The following is a 13,667-nucleotide window of genomic DNA, read 5'->3' on the forward strand; positions in this document are numbered from 1 at the left end:
TGCTCTCCTGATCCCCTGACCGGCTCTCAGGAGAGCACCGACCGTACGACCGCCGCCCGGCCCCCCGAGGGTCCGGGCGGCGGCCCTGTTCCCCTAGGCCGCTTGCCGCGATCTCTGTCTCTCCGTGCCTTTCCGGCCCTTCCGGCGGCCCGCTCGGCGATGATGTGGCTGCTGTGCTGCCTCGGCGGGGCGACCTGGACCCAGGTGCCGATCGCCGCCGTGACCGTCGGTCAGCGGGGCCATCGGGTTCGTCGGGCTGATGGCGCCTCACCTGGCGCCCTGGCCGCCGCCCGCGTCCTGGCGGCGCCGCCGCAGGAGTCCTCCGCCGAGTTCGACTTCACCGTCGCCGAGGCCGTCGCCAGGGGACGCCTGCCCCACCGCGACCGCACCGCCGCGACCGCACCACCGCGTCCGACCGGGACGTCTGCGCCCGGGCCATGGACGCCACCGGCGTCGTCCACCTCGCCGACCGCGGCTTCCTGGCCCTGTCCGGAGGCGGGCGCCAACGCCGGATCTTCGTCCTCGACCACGTCGACCCGGCGGAGAGCCCCCGCAGCCCCTCGGCCATCGCCCGACTCGGCGTGTGTCTGCGGACGGTGGAGGGGGACAGCTGATGGTGGAGGGGGACGACCGACGGTGCGGCGGGACGGCTGACGCGGTCGCCTCACGTCCGGCGGGGCGAGGGCGCCGCGCCCACGGCGAGCTGGGCCAGCGGTGTGCCGAGGGCCCACAGCCGCAGCCGGGGGCCGTCGATCAGGAAGGTGCGCCCCTCGCGCGCGGCCCACACCTCGTCGCGGTGGGTGAACGTGCCCCGGTGCACGACGAGCCGCAGCGGGGGACCGGCCCGCCGTCGCACCCGCGGCCGGCAGGAACAGGCGGTGTCCTCGCCGGGCAGCGGCTCGGCCACGGGCCGGAACGCCACGTCGAGCACCCGTCCCCGGCCGTCGTGGGCGGCGAGATGGAGGGCGTCGTGCCGGGGCGGCGGCAGCACCCGCCAGCCGTCCCGCCGGAGCATCCGGGCCACCGCGAGCACCAGCGCCGGCATGTCCAGCTCGGCCAGCTCCTGCGCGGTGTAGTAGCCGCTGCGCCGCCGGGCCGGCCGACGGGAGAGACGCCGCACGACCACGGCGACGACGGCGAGCGGCACGAGGACGAGCGCCCCCGCCCACCCGCCGTACACCCGGGAGACCAGCGTCAGTCCCACGACCGCGGCGCACACCACGACCACCAGGCCGGTCAGGGCGGGCAGCACCTCACGTAATCGGGGCCCGTAGCGGCCCGCCGCGCGCAGCTCGCGCACGGTCCGCCGACGCCGTGCGGACGCCGACTCGGCCGCCCGCGCCTCCTCCTGCCTGCGTGCCATCAGGGTCGGCCCCCCAGCCCGTACACCACGATGTGTAAGAGCGTGATACCCGCCGATTCGGGGCCGATACGGAACATGCCCCCATGCGACGCGTTTCCGCCACGGTCTTGGCCGAAGAGCGTCCCCACGTCCCTCGTCGAGCCTGGTCGGCCGTCGGCCGCGGGGCCGTTGTCAGTGGCGGATGGCAAGCTGCTGGTCATGGACGAGGCTGAGTTCTTGCGGGGGCGGGTCTACGGCGCCGATCACGACGACGCGGGGCCCCGCCCGGAGCGCGTGTACGCGGAGCTGGTGGGCGGTCCGCTGGACGGGTTGCTGCTGGACGTCACGGACCGCTCCGACCACGCGCTGCGCGAGGTGGCCCTGACGACGGAGATAGGCCGCTACGGCCCCGGCGGCCGGACCGTGTACGTGCGCCGGGGCGCCGACGGCCGCCGCTTCGACTGGCGGGCCGACGCCCCGGGAACGCCGTGACATCCGGGCCCGCCTCGCCACCCGTGTCCACGTTGATGTCCGTGTAGACCGTGACAGTCGGGCGCACGTCGACCCCCGTGTCCCGCAGCGGTCACCGGGAGCGCATGTCCACGTCGACCACGCTCATCAGTCCGGCCAACGGCACTCTGGCCGCGGTCTGCCGTGGGTCGGGGGCCAGTCCGTTGTGCCGGGCGATGTCCAACAGGCGTTCCGCCAGCGGCAGGACCATGTGCCGGCCCCAGCAGCGCTCGTCGGTGTGGCCGAAGGGCAGGTAGCCGGGGGCGGTGTCCGGGTCGAGGTCGTTCCATCGCTCGGGGCGGAACGCCTGGGGGTCGTCCCACAGCGCCGGGTCGCGGTGGGACAGCAGCGGCAGCATCAGGACGTCGTCCTTCGGGCCGATACGGTCGTCGAGGCGGGTGAACTCGGGGGAGGCCACGCGCAGCAGGTTCCAGGAGACCGGCAGCAGCCGCAGCGACTCGTGGACGATGTGCCGGTTGGGCGTGTCGGGAGCGAAGGGCGCGCCGAGCCACAGCGCGTTCGCGACCAGCGCCGAGACGGTGAAGCAGACTGGCGCCGCCGCCCGCCGGTACAGGCCCATGGCGTGCCGTCGCGCCGCGTACGTCGACGCCTCGGCGGTCCCGGCGGCGAGCCGCGAGGTCCCCGCGAGCGCCCCGCGCCGCCCGGGCAGTCCCGCGCCCACGGTGACGACGGCCCAGGTCAGTTTGGGCGTCCACTCCAGCCGCCGGTCGACCAGGACCTTCAGCCGGCGGGGGTCACGGCCGAAGACGGTGTCCCGCAGATAGGTGTGGGCGACCTGCGGCCAGTTTCCGGAGAGGTCGGCGGACAGATCGGTCGGCTCGGCGAGCGCAGCCCGTACGTCCTGGCCCACGGCCCGCATCACGGCCGACGCCTCGGTCCGCGGGATCGATCTACCGAGCAGCGGCTTGAAGGTGGGCCGCTCGAAGTCGTTGGCCGGCCGACTGGCCATGATCCGCTCGATGAGCTCGGCCGAGGCGACTCCCACCGTCTCGGGGTCGAGCCGGAACACCCGGTCCCCGAGGTGGTCGTCCAGCAGCGAGCGGATCCGCGGGGCGAAATCCACTCTGCGGTCCTGTGTGAGCGAGGGCGACAGTGACATGGGATCTCCAGATCGGAGCGACGGAGGTAAAAGGGGCGTGCGCCCGCCGATTCCGTTACCGGAAAAGGCGGGCGCACGCGGGGGGTCACTCACACACCGGCGACTCAGAACCAGATGTACCAGGCATACGCCTTCAGGCTCTTCTCGCCGGTGATCTTCTTCTTCAGGGACCCGAGCATCTTCATGGAATGCCTCCGTCGCTGGGAGAGTGACACGGAATCGGGACGAGTAAATCCCCGGGCGTCAGGCCGGTCAACGGTGACGGGGAACACGCGACACGATCCCGCCAGAATTCCCGGCGGAGGTGTGAAAACGGCGGTGCACTGCTGGATAAACAGTCGTGCACTCTCAGGCAGAAACCTCCGCATAAACGCTGGGTAATGAGGTCCATAAAACCGATCGAGGCGGCCATAAAGCAGGGATCGACACAGCGGGGAAACCGGCGCGCCGTATGCGCGGCCGCGGGTTTCACGGACCGCGGGTTCTCCTGTCGTCGACGGGTGCGCCGACCCAGCCGAAACCCGATCGCTTCCCGCGCGGGAAGGTGGTCACATGTACGAATGTCGACTGGATCTCCACCTGCCGCCCATGTGCCCGTCGCGCCGACGGTGCGGCACGGCTGGCACAAACTCCTCCTCGGTCTCTTCCTGTTGACCCGGGCGACCCGTATCCCCGCCGCGATCGACGGCATGCCGGGGGCGAGTCAGGCGAGTCCGGCGGGCCCGGCGGGTCCGACGGGTTGGTGGATCGTGGCGTGGGCGGTCCTCGCGCTCGTGCTGGCCGCCTTCGCCGCGAGCGAGTGGGAGATCCTCCGGGCGACGTCCTGGCGCATGCGGCTCCCGCAGTGGATCTGCCTGGTCCTCTTCCACGTCGGTTTCACCGGCTTCGTGGTCTGGATCGTGAGCGGGGCGCTCTAGCGCGCGTCACGACCGCTCCCGTCGCGAGGCTTCTCGCCGTCAAGCTCCCGGCGCGGCACGGCAGTTGGGTGTGTTTGTTCGATCGTACGAACATTTCATCGATGGGTTACTTCTTGCCCCGCAGCTTGATAGGAAACTTTCCTGTCAGTTGCGGCACAGAGTCATCCACCCACCCCCCACTCCTCACCGGGAGCCACTGTGGTGCACATATTCCGGGCAGCGGACGGCCTCGCCGCCCTTCCCGCCTCCCGCCGTACGTTCCTCACCCTGACCGGAGCGCTGGCGGCGGCCCCGCTGCTCGCCTCCCCGCACGCCGTCGCCTCCCCCACGCCCCGCGCCGCGCGGGGGCTCGACGACCCGGCGAAGAAGGAGATCGCCATGAAGCTGGTGTCGAGCGCGGAGAACTCCTCGCTCGACTGGAAGGCCCAGTACAAGTACATCGAGGACATCGGCGACGGCCGCGGCTACACCGCGGGCATCATCGGCTTCTGTTCCGGCACCGGCGACATGCTCGACCTCGTCCAGCTCTACGCCGACCGCAAGCCCGGCAACGTCCTCGCCAAGTACCTGCCCGCCCTGCGCGCGGTCGACGGCAGCGACTCGCACGCGGGACTCGACCCGAACTATCCGAAGGACTGGCGCACGGCCGCCCAGGACACCGCGTTCCAGCAGGCCCAGAACGACGAACGCGACCGCGTCTACTTCAACCCGGCCGTCAGCCAGGGCAAGACCGACGGCCTGCGCGCCCTGGGCCAGTTCGCCTACTACGACGCCATCGTCATGCACGGCGACGGCACCGATCCCACCAGCTTCCGCAACATCCGCAAGCGCGCCCTGAACAAGGCGAAGCCGCCGGCCCAGGGCGGCGACGAGACGACGTACCTCAACGCCTTCCTCGACGCCCGCGTCTGGGCCATGAAGCAGGAGGAGGCGCACAGCGACACCAGCAGGGTCGACACCGCCCAGCGCGTCTTCCTGCGCAAGGGCAACCTCGACCTCGACCCGCCTCTCGACTGGAAGGTCTACGGAGACAGCTACCACCTCGGCTGACCGGGCAGCGCCCGCGGGGACCGGCCGGAGGCCCGGCAGCGCCGCCGCCGCGTCACTGTGACGTGGCTGTGACGCTGCTTGTGGCCTCCGTCACGGCCGGAGTGATCGGGTCCCGTCCAAGATCGGCGAGTGCCGTGCCGTGCGGCGCCGATCCTGCGGCGCCGACCGGGCGGCGCCCGACAGAAGGCGAGCCCGCCGTGATAGCCCTGCTGGGAATGGCGATCCTGCTGGTGAGCCCGGTGTGGCTGCTCGCGGTGCTCTTCAAGCTCGTCTCCGTGGCCCTGCCCGGACGCCGTCCGGACTGGGCGGTGAACCTGCTGCGCTGGTCGGCCTGGATGGCGGCCGTCGGCGCGGTCGACCTCTACCTCATGGCGGCCGGCGCCGTGGGATTCGCCGTGCACGAGTCCCAGTCCGGCGCCGACTCCTCGCCCGCCCCCGCCTGCCGCGAGGACGTCGCCCCGGACACCGTCCGACGCCTCGTCGGACACCGGGCGTCCTATCTGCCGCCGGCCTTCGACTGCGTCCTCGACGACGGCACCACCTATACCAGCAGCGGCGGTTACGCCACGGCGAACACGCTCGTCGTCGTGCTCGCCGGCGGATCCGGCGCCCTGGCACTGGCCGCCAGATCCACGGCGGAACGCCGGGCGCGGGAGCAGGAGACGGCAGGCCCCGGCACGGATCCTGCTCCTGCTCCGGCTCCTGCGCCCGGCGAGTGAGCGGAGTACTCGCCGCCCTACCCGTCGGTCACGGCAGCAGTGGAAGCGTGGAGCAGTTGGACCTGACGGACTCGCCGTCGAGCCGGTCGGTCAGCCACGCGATCGCGTCGCCCTGGTCGGTGAGCAACGGCAGGAAGTGGTTGATCAGGGCCCGGCCCGCGGGGAGCAGCACCACCGGCTTGTAGGTGACGTTCGCGCCCTTGCCGCACCAGGCGACGGCGAGCGCCCGCGCCTGCGCGTGGGGCACGAGGTCGTCGGCGGTGCCGGTCGCCACCCGCACCGGGGACGCCGGCTTCAGGGTCCCGATGCGCTGGTCGGCCAGGAACGCCTTGAGTGCGGGCTCCGAGTCGACGACGTCGCTGATGGAGCTCCCGTCCGTGGTCCAGGCGGTGCTGCGCGCCGAGTTGTAGGAGAGCAGGGCGTCGCCCACGCACATGGTCGACAGATCCTTCAGCGCCGCGACGCCGGCCGCGTTGAGATGCGCCTCGGCGATCGGCTTCAGGGCGGGGTCGGACTCCAGGAAGCCGTTGACCGACCAGCCCAGCGCGCCGGCCAGGTCGCTGCCGTCGATGGCCCGGGTGACGGCGGCCAGGTCGGCGGGCGGAGCACCGGCGTAGGTCCCGGCGAGCGGGACGTCGGGGGCGTACGACGGCTGGAGTTCGGCCGCGGCCGCGGTGGCCCCGCCGCCCTGGCTGTAGCCGAACAGGGCCACCTTGGAGTCGGCCGTCAGCGACGTGCCGTCCAGGGAGCGGGCCGCGCGGACGGCGTCCAGGACGGCATGGGCCTCGTCGACCCGGTTGACGTAGGTGTGCAGCCGGTCCGTCGCGCCCAGCCCGATGTAGTCGGTGACCACGACGGCGATGCCCCGGGCGAGGAGCCGGTAGATCGCCAGGTCCTCGTAACCGACCGACAGGGTTTGCGCGTTGACGAGGAGCGGGCGTTCGAGGCCGAGGGAGGCGGCGCACTGGTCGCCCTGGCCCATGGTGCCGGGCGCCACGGCGACCAGCGGCCGCGCTCCCTCGCCGGTCCAGCGGGCCGTCGGCTCGATGTAGGCGCCGGTCACCGCCGCGGGCCGGCCCCCGGAGTCGGTGGACTTGTACATCAGCCGGGTCGCCGTGCCGGGCAGCGGACCGTCGACGCCCGGCAGGCTGAGCGCCAGGGGGAGCGGCTCGCTGCGGACCAGGGCCCCGTCGGCCGCCGGGAGGGTGGCGGGCGGGTTGTAGAACGTGGGGATGGTGACGCCGCGCGAGACGACGGCGTCCGACTGCGACGCCGCGTCGGCGGGTACGACGGTGACGCCGAGGCAGGCGGCAGCGGCGACGGCTGCGGCGAGCAGGCGGGTGGGGGTGGACATGGCGGACCTCCGGGAAAGGGGGAGGCCGAGCCTTCGTCTGCGGCTCGGGTGGGGGACGGCCCGGTGGGGTGCGGACCGTGACGACCGAGCGGTCCGAGGCCTCGGTCGCCCACCGCTGCCCCGTACCGCTCCTAGACGAACTGTCAGGACCGTAGCGAGAGCTGGGTTACCTGGGGTAGCGGTCGGAAGGTTACGGTTCAGTAATATGACTCGCCAGTAGCAAGCCTGGTCCGCCCGCGCAGTCGATCACACGTATCCCAACAGACGCCGACAAACGGCCTTTTGGCGACAAGTTCCGGCAAAACAAGACCATGCGGTTCCGCGTCGCTAGCGTGCACAGCCATGCACATCGACCGCGCCCACAGTGCCCAAGTCGGCGACCACAACACCCAGAACAACACCTTCGCGAACAGCCGTGACACCACCTACAACACCACCCACAACTCCACTGACAACAGCATCCACAACACCACCGACAACAGCACCCACCACACCACCCACAAAAAGACCCAGGTGAAGTTCTCCGTCCCCGTCCTCGGGCCCGTGCTGAGCCTGGCCTACGCCCATCCGCTGATCGCCGCTCTCATGGCCGCGGTCGTCGTCGGGGGCGGAGGGGCGGCGATCAACGCGTCCCTGCCCGACTCCACCCCGTCGCCGTCGACCGCCCTGGTACGCGGCTTCGTCATGAAGTCGGACGGCCAGAAAGCGCCCCAGGGCTACGACTTCACCCACGCCCCGCCCGTCGTCGCCGACGCCGGCACGGACGCGATCTACCTCCAGGGCAGCTCCCTGTACGCCACCAACGGGAAACTCGCAGGCTGGAGCACGTCCGCCGTCCCCACGGCGGAAGGCTGCCGCGACGCCGTCGCCGAACACCCCGTACGGGCCGTCTACATCGGCGTCACGTCCGTGGTCTGCTACCTGGACCGCAACGGCGACCCCGGATACATCTCAGTCACGGCCCTGGGCCTCACCTCGGCCACCGTCGACACCGCCCACCTGCGGTGATCCGAAGGTCGCCAACAAGCCGCAAAGAGCCGTGTGGTTGACTGCCCGTGTGTGGCACGAGTCGGTCTTCCGGACCATGGACCTGCCGACGGGCGACCGGTTCGAGGCGTGGACGGACCGCATGGGCCGTACGCACGCGCCCATGCGGCTCAGCAGCGACCACGCCGCGGACTACCACGCCTTCCAACGCGTGATCGGGCTCGGCGAGGTGACCGTGTGGCCGGCCACCTTCGACCCCCTGGTCTTCCTGCGCACACCGAAACTCATCCGCCAGTCCGATCCCGAGGTCTACCATCTCTCCCTCCTGCTCAAGGGCGAGGGAGCGGCCGACTGGGGCCGCCGGCAGGCGGCCTACGGGATCAACGAGTTCCACATCAACTCCTCCTCCCGCCCGTACGAGATCATCACCGGATCCGACCCGGTCACCATCGTCGGCGTCGAGATCCCCCGGGCCCTGGTGGCCGTGCCCGGACGGCGGGCGGACGAGGCCATCGGGCGCCGGGTCTCGGGTCAGGAGGGCATCGGCGCGCTGCTGGCGCAGCTCCTCCTCCAACTCGTCTCGGACACCTCCCTCTACCGGCCCACGGACGCGCCCCGGCTGGGCGCGGTGGTCACGGACCTGGTCACCGCGGTCATCGCCCACACCCTCGACGCCGACCTCCGGCTGCCGCCCGAGGCCCACGGCCGGACCCTCACCCTCCGCATCAAGGCGTTCATCCGCCGCCGTCTCGGCGAGCAGGACCTGACCCCCGCCAGGATCGCCGCAGCGCACCACATCTCCCGCAGCCACCTCTACAGCCTCTTCCAGGCCGAAGGCCTCGGCGTCGCCGCGTACATCCGCGACCAGCGGCTGGAGCACGCCCGCCGCGACCTCGCCGACCCGCGGCTGCGCGCCCGGCCGATCCACGCCGTCGCCGCCCGCTGGGGCTTCCCGCGCGCCGCCGAGTTCACCCGCGCCTTCCGCACCGCATACGGCCTCGCACCCAGCGAACTGCGCGAACAGGCCCTGTCCGGCGCGTACGACGTCCCCGGACCCGGCGGTGGACGCTCTGCCAAGTAAGTGTGGACGGTCCGCGAAGGACGTACCGGTGATCACTCACGCATCCTGGTGATCACCGCGGCGCACAGCCGCGAAGTCCGCCGCCGGGCCAGGACCACGGGGGAGTCCTGGCCCGGCCCCCGGCCCCGCGCACGGGTGGAAGATCGAGTGGTCGCGCCATCGGCACGGGCGTACCGTCGAACGGTGGACACGACAGTGGACGGCACCGTTCACTGAAGCCCTCCCGAGGGCCCGGCCTTCTTCTCGCCCAGGGCCCGGTTCCGAGCGTGCGACACGTCATGAGCAGCCTTCCGCAGCCGACCTCCGCAGCCACGACCTCCGCCGGGCCCGACGGCGGCGGGGGAAACACGATGGCCCTGCTGGTCATCGCCTCCTGTCAGCTGATGGTGGTCCTGGACATCACCATCGTGAACATCGCGCTGCCGGACATCCAGCGCTCCCTGGGCTTCTCCACCACCAGCCTGTCGTGGGTCGTCAACGCCTACACCCTCACCTTCGGCGGTCTGCTGCTGCTCGGCGGCCGGGTCGGCGACATCCTCGGCCGGCGGAGGGTGTTCGTCTTCGGCGTCCTGCTGTTCGTGCTGGCCTCGCTGCTCGGCGGCCTCGCCCAGAACGAGGTCCAACTCCTGTCCGCGCGCGCCCTGCAGGGCGTCGGCGGAGCCATCGCCTCCCCGACCGCCCTCGCGTTGATCAGCACGACCTTCCGCGAGGGACCCGAGCGCAACCGGGCCTTCGGCGTCTTCGCCGCGGTCTCGGCCGGCGGCGGCGCGATCGGCCTGCTCGCGGGCGGCATCCTCGTGGAGTGGCTGAACTGGCGCTGGGTGCTGTTCGTCAACGTCCCCATCGGACTGCTGATCGCCCTCGCCACGCCCCGCTGGATCAAGGAGTCCGAGCGCCACCCGGGCCACTTCGACCTCGCGGGCGCGCTGACCTCGACCGTCGGCATGGTCCTGCTGGTGTACGGCTTCATCCGGGCCGCCCAGGAGGGCTGGACGGACGCGCTCACGCTGGCCTCGTTCGGCGCGGCCGTCGTCGTCCTCGCGGTGTTCATCCTGCTCGAGAGGCGCTCCCCGCAGCCGATCACACCGCTGCACATGTTCGCCGACCGCAACCGCGCCGGCACCTACGGCATCATGCTGAGCCTCGCCGCCGCGATCTTCGGCATGTTCTTCTTCCTGACGCTCTTCGTGCAGAACGTGCTGAACTTCAGCCCCCTGGCCGCCGGCTTCGCCTTCCTCCCGGTCAGCGCGGTCATCGCGGTGGGCGCCGGTCTCGCGTCGCGCTTCCTGCCGACGTACGGCCCGAAACCCTTCATGGTGGTGGGCGCGATCCTGGCGGCGGCCGGTCTGGGCTGGCTCACCCTGACCGACGTGCACTCCACCTACCTGGGCAGCATCCTCGGCCCGATGCTCGTCTTCAGCCTGGGCATGGGCATGGAGTTCGTCTCGCTCACCCTGATGGCGCTCTCCAACGTCACCCCCCAGGAGACCGGCGCCGCCTCCGGACTCCTCAACGCCACCCAGCAGGTGGGCGGTTCGCTCGGCCTGTCCATCCTGGTCACCATGTACGGCACGGCCAGCCGCAACGAGGCGGACAAGCAGATCCCCGACTTCCTGGCCCAGGCCACCCCGGCCGAACGCCTGCGCTTCCAGCGCACCGGGCAGCTCCCCGCGCCCTGGTCCGACGAGATCCTCTCGTCCGGGGTCTCGGCCGCCTTCGTCATGGCGGCGATCTTCACCCTCGTCGCCGCACTGATCGCCCTCGTGGTCATCCAGGTCCGCCCCGCCGACCTGGAACGCCTCAAGGGCGGAGTGGGGCCAGGGGGCGTGTGAGCCTCATTCGGGGCCGGCGCCCGGGCGTCTGCGCAGGACCATCAGCGCGGTGTCGTCGCTGGGCGTGCCCGCCGTGTGCCGGCGCAGCTCGCGGTAGACGGTGGCGGGCACGTCCCGGGGAAGGACCTCGCCCCAGGCCTGGGCGCGCTCTTCGAGGGGGTACATGTCCCCCGACGGCGAGCGGGCCTCGGTGACGCCGTCCGTGCAGAGCAGCAGGGTCCCGCCGTGGGGGAAGGAGAACCACTCGACGGTACGCGGCCGCGGAGCCAGGTCGTCGAGGCCGAGGGGCACGCACGGTTCGTCGTGGAGCACCGGCCCGGCGTGCCCGGCGTGGTGCTCGTCGGGCAGCAGCAGGGGCGCGACATGGCCGCAGTTGATGGCCTGGGCCTCCGGTCCGTCGCCGATGCCGAGGACCAGCGCCGTCACGAACCGCTCCCGTTCGCCGGCCTGCGCGGCGAAGGAGTTGTGCCGCAGCACCGCCTCCTCCAGGGCGTCGACGACGGCCGTGAGGGTGGGCTCGGCCACGGCGGCCTCACGGAACGCGCTGAGCACGGCGAAGGCCGCGCTGATGGCGGGCAGTCCCTTGCCCTGGACGTCGGCGATGAACACCCGGCTGCCGTACGGCGAGGACACCACCTCGTAGACGTCGCCTCCCACCCGGCTGTCCTCCTCCACCGGCCGGTAGAGCCCGTGGACGAGGAGCTGGTCGGTCATCAGCGGGAAGGGCCGCAGCAACTGCCGTTGCAGGGCCGCAGCCGCCGAACGCAGGCGGGCGATCTCTCCTTCCCGGCGGATCCGCTGCGTGGCCCGGGCGATGCTGAGGCCGTTGAAGACCAGCGCGAAGACGACGACCGCCGTGTCCTCGCCGAGCGTGTCCAAGGGCGTGTCGAACAGCGAGGCGACGATCACGAGCGTCACCCAGACGGAGGCGACCGTGGTCTGACGCACGGTGCCGCGTCCCGCGATGAGGGCGGGAAGCACGACCAGGAAGGGCGCGAGCCGGGTCTCCCGGCCGAGCGCGATGCCCGTACCCGCCAGGACCACGGTGACGAACAGGAGCCAGAAGACGACGACGGACCAGCGCAACGGAGGCGTCGGCCGGCCGGCCGCCGCGGACGAGGGGTTCGGGTCGGTCGCATCCAGGGAGGTGCCCACCGTCTCAATATCCGCCTACGCGCAGGCCGCCGCGACCCGCGCCCGTGGGAGGGCGTCGCGGCGGGACACGGCGGGACACGGCGGGACATGGCGGGACACGGCGAGCGTGGATCGGTGGGTCAGCGGGTCAGTAGTGCCCTTGCTCCGCCTTCTGCGTCGTACGGCCGTGGGCCAGCCGTTGCAGCACGGCGCGGGCCATGGCCTCCTCACCCTTGGCGTTGGGGTGGGCGGGGGCGGCGGGCGAGGCGGGCCGCAGGGGCTCGATCCAGCGGTCCGCCGGGGACTTGCACATGTCGTGGCCGATGGTGGGGCCGTAGGTGTCGACGTAGTCCGCACGGTTCCAGCGGGCGACCAGACGGAGCATCAGGTTGAGGCGCTTCTCGGTGTCCCGGAGGTAGGGGAAGTCCTTCGTCGCGAAGGGCACGGAGGGAGCGCAGCCGCTGCCGTCGTCGGGCAGGAGGTCGGGATAGCCGACGACCAGGACGCGTGCGTGCGGGGCCCGGGCGTGGACGGCCTGCAGGACGCGGGCCACCTTGGGGCCGGTCCGGGCGATGGCGACCGTCAGCTGGTCGACGCCCGAACTGTCGTAGTGCCGCTGGCACGGATTGCCGGTGGGATCCTGCGGGGCGAGTTGCACGCAGGTGCCGATGATGGAGCCGAACCCGACGTCGTTGCCGCCGATCTGCACGGTCACGAGGTTGGTGTCCCGGCCCAGGGCGTCGAGTTGGGGCGCGTTCGTGCCCTGCGCGTTCCACATGTTCTCGGTCGTCGCCCCGGAGCAGCTCACGTCCTTGAGCGGGGCCGTGGCGAGCTGTCCGGCCACGATCGAGGGGTAGTTGTGGTCGGAGCGGGCGCAATTGGCGTCCACCTGCTGGGGGATGTAGGGCCCGGAGGTGTAGGAGTCGCCGAGGGCCACGTAGTTCTGGCCGGGGCGACCTGTGCCGTGCGTCGTGCCGTCGGCCTGTCCGTGCGCCTCGGCCGGCACGGCGGAGGCGGCGACGAGGGCGCAACTCCCCAGCGCCGCCGCGACGGTGACCGCCCATCGGCGCTGTCCGGCCGTTTGCGTGGTTCTCGTGTCGCGCTGCATCGCAGTCCTCCCGCTGGGCCCGCCCCCGGCCGCCGACGGAGTCCCGCTCCGCCCGCGTACCGCTCGAGGGGCCTGTATACCGCTCGGTATGTCACCAGGGCCATAGCCGGGAGCCAACCGCTTCGGTCCGGCGCTTCGGTCCGGCCGAGGGGAAACCGCGACGCCGTGAACCGTTCGGGCCCCCTCGTCCGATGAGGGGGTGGAGCCCGGACGGTGCCGGGCGGAAAAGGAGTGAACACCATGCTGGGATGGGCGGGTTCTGCCCTGGCGTTCGTCGTGGCCCTGCTGTGCCTCTACGCCGTCATCGACTGCGTCGGCACTCCGGCGCACCGCGTCCGGTGCGGGCCGAAGGTGCTCTGGCTGCTTCTCCTGGTCAGCGCGCCGGTGTTCGGCAGCCTCGCCTGGTTGTACCTGGGGAAGCGGTCCGAGCCGGGCGACCTAGGCGTGGCGGGGCGGGCATCCGGCGCGCTCGGCCACGGATCCTGAGCTCGGCCGGAGCCGGCACCCTCTGTC

At 71.9% G+C, this 13,667-nt stretch carries 14 protein-coding genes and 1 pseudogene; 9 read left to right on the forward strand and 6 right to left on the reverse strand.

The window, feature by feature from the left end; genetic code table 11:
• Positions 1-282: 282 nt before the first annotated feature.
• Positions 283-509, forward strand: a pseudogene (locus OG562_RS43130) (ABC transporter ATP-binding protein); the annotation flags it as partial.
• Positions 510-664: 155 nt separating this feature from the next.
• On the opposite strand, the gene OG562_RS43135 reads toward OG562_RS43130, so the two are convergent.
• A complete protein-coding gene (locus OG562_RS43135) occupies positions 665-1,363 on the reverse strand; it encodes a hypothetical protein (protein WP_266407946.1) in 699 nt (232 codons plus the stop codon).
• A gap of 198 nt (positions 1,364-1,561) precedes the next feature.
• Between OG562_RS43135 and OG562_RS43140 the strand changes: the two genes are divergently transcribed.
• Complete coding sequence (locus tag OG562_RS43140; protein WP_266407949.1) at positions 1,562-1,834, forward strand: hypothetical protein; 273 nt, start codon at positions 1,562-1,564, stop codon at positions 1,832-1,834.
• Positions 1,835-1,925: 91 nt separating this feature from the next.
• Here OG562_RS43140 and OG562_RS43145 read toward each other — a convergent pair whose 3' ends face one another.
• Positions 1,926-2,972 (reverse strand): cytochrome P450, encoded by a 1,047-nt coding sequence (locus tag OG562_RS43145; protein ID WP_266407950.1) that lies wholly within the window; start codon positions 2,970-2,972, stop codon positions 1,926-1,928.
• Between the two features lie 104 nt (positions 2,973-3,076).
• Positions 3,077-3,187, reverse strand: coding sequence for a tryptorubin family RiPP precursor (locus OG562_RS43150; protein WP_266407953.1), 111 nt, complete (start codon positions 3,185-3,187; stop codon positions 3,077-3,079).
• A 345-nt stretch (positions 3,188-3,532) separates the two neighbouring features.
• Between OG562_RS43150 and OG562_RS43155 the strand changes: the two genes are divergently transcribed.
• From OG562_RS43155 to OG562_RS43165, 3 genes are all read left to right on the forward strand, one after another.
• Positions 3,533-3,889, forward strand: a complete 357-nt coding sequence (locus tag OG562_RS43155; RefSeq protein ID WP_266407956.1) for a hypothetical protein — start codon at positions 3,533-3,535, stop codon at positions 3,887-3,889.
• Positions 3,890-4,087: 198 nt separating this feature from the next.
• Positions 4,088-4,939: a chitosanase gene (locus OG562_RS43160; RefSeq protein WP_323187624.1), complete on the forward strand. Its 852-nt coding sequence runs from the start codon at positions 4,088-4,090 to the stop codon at positions 4,937-4,939.
• A 197-nt stretch (positions 4,940-5,136) separates the two neighbouring features.
• A complete protein-coding gene (locus OG562_RS43165; RefSeq protein ID WP_266407957.1) occupies positions 5,137-5,658 on the forward strand; it encodes a hypothetical protein in 522 nt (173 codons plus the stop codon).
• Positions 5,659-5,686: 28 nt separating this feature from the next.
• Here OG562_RS43165 and OG562_RS43170 read toward each other — a convergent pair whose 3' ends face one another.
• Positions 5,687-7,012 carry a lipase family protein gene (locus OG562_RS43170; RefSeq protein WP_266407959.1) on the reverse strand — a complete coding sequence of 442 codons (1,326 nt, stop codon included), beginning with the start codon at positions 7,010-7,012 and terminating at the stop codon, positions 5,687-5,689.
• Between the two features lie 342 nt (positions 7,013-7,354).
• On the opposite strand from OG562_RS43170, the gene OG562_RS43175 reads away from it, so the two are divergent.
• From OG562_RS43175 to OG562_RS43185, 3 genes are all read left to right on the forward strand, one after another.
• Positions 7,355-8,020, forward strand: coding sequence for a hypothetical protein (locus OG562_RS43175; protein ID WP_266407960.1), 666 nt, complete (start codon positions 7,355-7,357; stop codon positions 8,018-8,020).
• A 37-nt stretch (positions 8,021-8,057) separates the two neighbouring features.
• On the forward strand, positions 8,058-9,080 hold the full coding sequence (locus OG562_RS43180) for a helix-turn-helix domain-containing protein (protein ID WP_323187625.1): 1,023 nt from the start codon (positions 8,058-8,060) through the stop codon (positions 9,078-9,080).
• A 350-nt stretch (positions 9,081-9,430) separates the two neighbouring features.
• Positions 9,431-10,912, forward strand: coding sequence for an MFS transporter (locus OG562_RS43185; RefSeq protein WP_266409841.1), 1,482 nt, complete (start codon positions 9,431-9,433; stop codon positions 10,910-10,912).
• A 3-nt stretch (positions 10,913-10,915) separates the two neighbouring features.
• Here the strand turns inward: OG562_RS43185 and OG562_RS43190 are convergent, their stop codons facing one another.
• Together OG562_RS43190 and OG562_RS43195 are read right to left on the reverse strand one after the other, a co-directional pair.
• A complete protein-coding gene (locus OG562_RS43190; RefSeq protein WP_266407961.1) occupies positions 10,916-12,067 on the reverse strand; it encodes a PP2C family protein-serine/threonine phosphatase in 1,152 nt (383 codons plus the stop codon).
• A 127-nt stretch (positions 12,068-12,194) separates the two neighbouring features.
• The gene (locus OG562_RS43195) at positions 12,195-13,154 is read right to left on the reverse strand and encodes an SGNH/GDSL hydrolase family protein (protein ID WP_266407963.1); all 960 of its coding nucleotides are present in this window, start codon (positions 13,152-13,154) and stop codon (positions 12,195-12,197) included.
• 240 nt (positions 13,155-13,394) lie between these two features.
• On the opposite strand from OG562_RS43195, the gene OG562_RS43200 reads away from it, so the two are divergent.
• The gene (locus OG562_RS43200; protein WP_266407965.1) at positions 13,395-13,640 is read left to right on the forward strand and encodes a PLD nuclease N-terminal domain-containing protein; all 246 of its coding nucleotides are present in this window, start codon (positions 13,395-13,397) and stop codon (positions 13,638-13,640) included.
• The last annotated feature ends 27 nt before the right edge of the window (positions 13,641-13,667 follow it).

The organism is Streptomyces sp. NBC_01275 (assembly GCF_026340655.1).
In the GTDB taxonomy this organism is placed as follows: Bacteria; Actinomycetota; Actinomycetes; order Streptomycetales; family Streptomycetaceae; genus Streptomyces.

Bases quoted from the DNA above. Each gene is read 5' to 3' on its own strand.
- OG562_RS43135 (WP_266407946.1), bottom strand. From the start codon at position 1,363: ATGGCACGCAGGCAGGAGGAGGCGCGGGCGGCCGAGTCGGCGTCCGCA.
- OG562_RS43140 (WP_266407949.1), top strand. From the start codon at position 1,562: ATGGACGAGGCTGAGTTCTTGCGGGGGCGGGTCTACGGCGCCGATCAC.
- OG562_RS43145 (WP_266407950.1), bottom strand. From the start codon at position 2,972: ATGTCACTGTCGCCCTCGCTCACACAGGACCGCAGAGTGGATTTCGCC.
- OG562_RS43155 (WP_266407956.1), top strand. From the start codon at position 3,533: ATGTCGACTGGATCTCCACCTGCCGCCCATGTGCCCGTCGCGCCGACG.
- OG562_RS43170 (WP_266407959.1), bottom strand. From the start codon at position 7,012: ATGTCCACCCCCACCCGCCTGCTCGCCGCAGCCGTCGCCGCTGCCGCC.
- OG562_RS43175 (WP_266407960.1), top strand. From the start codon at position 7,355: ATGCACATCGACCGCGCCCACAGTGCCCAAGTCGGCGACCACAACACC.
- OG562_RS43185 (WP_266409841.1), top strand. From the start codon at position 9,431: ATGGCCCTGCTGGTCATCGCCTCCTGTCAGCTGATGGTGGTCCTGGAC.
- OG562_RS43195 (WP_266407963.1), bottom strand. From the start codon at position 13,154: ATGCAGCGCGACACGAGAACCACGCAAACGGCCGGACAGCGCCGATGG.
- OG562_RS43200 (WP_266407965.1), top strand. From the start codon at position 13,395: ATGCTGGGATGGGCGGGTTCTGCCCTGGCGTTCGTCGTGGCCCTGCTG.